The following is a 2,408-nucleotide window of genomic DNA, read 5'->3' as shown; positions in this document are numbered from 1 at the left end:
GAAATATAATATTAAAGTTATTTTACTTGCCATTCCAAGTGCTTCACGTTCTGAGAGAAAAGCGATTATTGATAGTCTTATTCCTTTAAAAATTAAGGTAAGAACAATTCCTGATATGGAGGAAATTTTACAAGGGAATGCAAAAATTGATGAGCTGAGAGAAGTAAAAATTGAGGATTTACTTGGTCGTGAACCGGTCTTACCGAATAGAGAGTTATTGCAGAAAAATATTTTTGGTAAAACAGTTATGGTAACGGGAGCTGGAGGATCTATCGGTTCTGAATTATGTCGCCAAATTATTGTAAATAAACCTAAAATATTGATTTTATATGAGCTATCTGAGTTTTCTCTTTATTCTATTCATCAAGAATTATTGGATATAGCGAAGAAAAATAATGATTTAAATGTTAAGATTTATCCTATTTTAGGAAATGTTCAAAATATTGAACGACTAGAATCTGTCTTGACACGTTTTAATGTAGATACAATTTATCATGCGGCAGCCTATAAACATGTGCCTTTGGTCGAATACAACATAATTGAAGGAATAAAAAATAATATTTGGGGGACTTATAATGTAGCGAAATCTGCGGCGAAGCATAATGTAAAATCTTTCGTTTTAATTTCAACGGATAAGGCTGTACGCCCAACAAATGTAATGGGTGCAAGTAAACGTATGGCTGAATTATGTTTACAAGCATTATCTGACCAATTAAAAGATTCTAAAACTTGTTTTAGTATGGTGCGTTTTGGAAATGTATTGGGTTCATCCGGTTCAGTGATTCCATTGTTTAGAAAACAAATTTTAAAAGGTGGTCCTATTACAGTCACTCACCCCGATATTATTCGTTATTTCATGACGATTCCTGAGGCTGCTCAACTTGTTATTCAAGCAAGTGCAATGGCAAAAGGGGGAGATGTCTTTATTTTAGATATGGGAGAACCGGTTAAAATCGTTGATTTAGCAAAAAATTTAGTTCAATTGTCTGGATTATCTGTTAAAGATGAAGAAAATCCAAAAGGCGATATTGAAATTGCTTATACGGGACTGCGCCCGGGTGAAAAGCTTTACGAGGAATTACTGATTGGTGGTGATAACGTTTGTAAAACAGATCATTCACGCATTATGACGGCAGAGGAAACCTACTTACCAATGCAAGAGTTATCGATAGTATTAGAAAAATTAGACGTCGCTTGTAAGAACGCAGATTATGTCGAGATTAGACAAATATTATTGGAAGCACCGACAGGATTTAAGCCTACAACAGAGATTGTTGATGTTTTATATAATGGTTAATGTTTATGCTTAAAATAGAAAGCTACCAAAAGTTTTTTGCTCATTTTTCCCTATTTTTATTTTTCACACTGCTTTTTGTTCTGCCTAAGGGATATAATTATGGGGCTACATTATTATTGATTACGAGTGTAGCCTTTCTATTTTATTCTCTCTATAAAAAAGTAGGTTTATTTCAAATTTTAGATAAAAATAAACCTATTTTTGTTAGTGTTACATTTTATTTTTTAGTTTCACTTCTTTTTGTTTTGTTCTATGGAGAGAAAATTAAACTTATAGATAACCCATTTAGAGCATTTCTATTCCTCTCTGTTATAATTTTTCTTAGTTATAGTAAACTTAAATTTGATCTATTACTCTATATTATTCCACTTGGGTCTTTCATTGCAGGGGTAGTTGCATTGTATCAATATTACATTTTGCATTTACCAAGTGCATTTTGGGAACAAATGAAAATTCAATCTGGTGATATTGCGATGTCATTAGGTTTGTTTAGCTTTATTGTTTCCCTTTATTTTATTGATATAAATAAAAGTAAGTTTGCTTTATTATCAACTGTTGCCGGACTGTTTGGGGTGTTAGCGAGTGTACTTTCATTTGCTCGTGGTGGATGGGTTGGTATCCCATTAATATTTTTTGTGGTGCTTTATATCTATAAAAATAGAATATCCAAGAAATTAGTTGGTGTGATCGGCTTGGGGATTTTAATTGGAGGTGTTTTGCTAAGTAATAATGCCCAATTTATGGATAGAGTATTAAGCGTAAAAAGTGCATTAACCTCTTATTCTAATGGTGTGAAAGATGGAAGTATTGGCGCACGCTTAGATATGTGGAAAATGGGAGTTGATGCTTTTTTAGAACATCCAATTTCAGGTTGGGATTTGAAGGAATTAGATAGTTATAAGAAAGCGCTAGCAGAAAAAGGCGTCGTTTCTCCAGAATTTATTCAGTATACACATTTTCATAATCAATTTATTGATGATGCGGCGAAGAAAGGATTACTAGGTGGCATTTCCCTTTTAGGAGTTTTTTTAATCCCATTATATTTTTTCTATAAAAAACAGAGAAGTTATAAAGAAAGTAAAAGAATAAAATTTATTACAACATTGGGTGT

General features: G+C 32.4%; 2 protein-coding genes. Both read left to right on the top strand.

Features of this window, described 5'->3' with window-relative positions:
- Window positions 1-1,297 (top strand): nucleoside-diphosphate sugar epimerase/dehydratase (locus QZ106_RS09815; RefSeq protein WP_295976643.1); only part of this gene is annotated, 1,297 nt, incomplete at its 5' end.
- Window positions 1,297-2,408, top strand: a 1,112-nt coding sequence (locus tag QZ106_RS09810) for an O-antigen ligase (RefSeq protein WP_295976642.1), incomplete at its 3' end; no start/stop codon positions are given. The genes QZ106_RS09815 and QZ106_RS09810, both read left to right, overlap by 1 nt.

The sequence above is a fragment of the uncultured Aggregatibacter sp. genome, from assembly GCF_901873365.1.
In the GTDB taxonomy this organism is placed as follows: Bacteria; Pseudomonadota; Gammaproteobacteria; order Enterobacterales; family Pasteurellaceae; genus Aggregatibacter.
The sequence above is the reverse complement of the archived record's forward strand: the minus strand, read 5'-3'. Positions and strand labels throughout refer to the sequence as shown.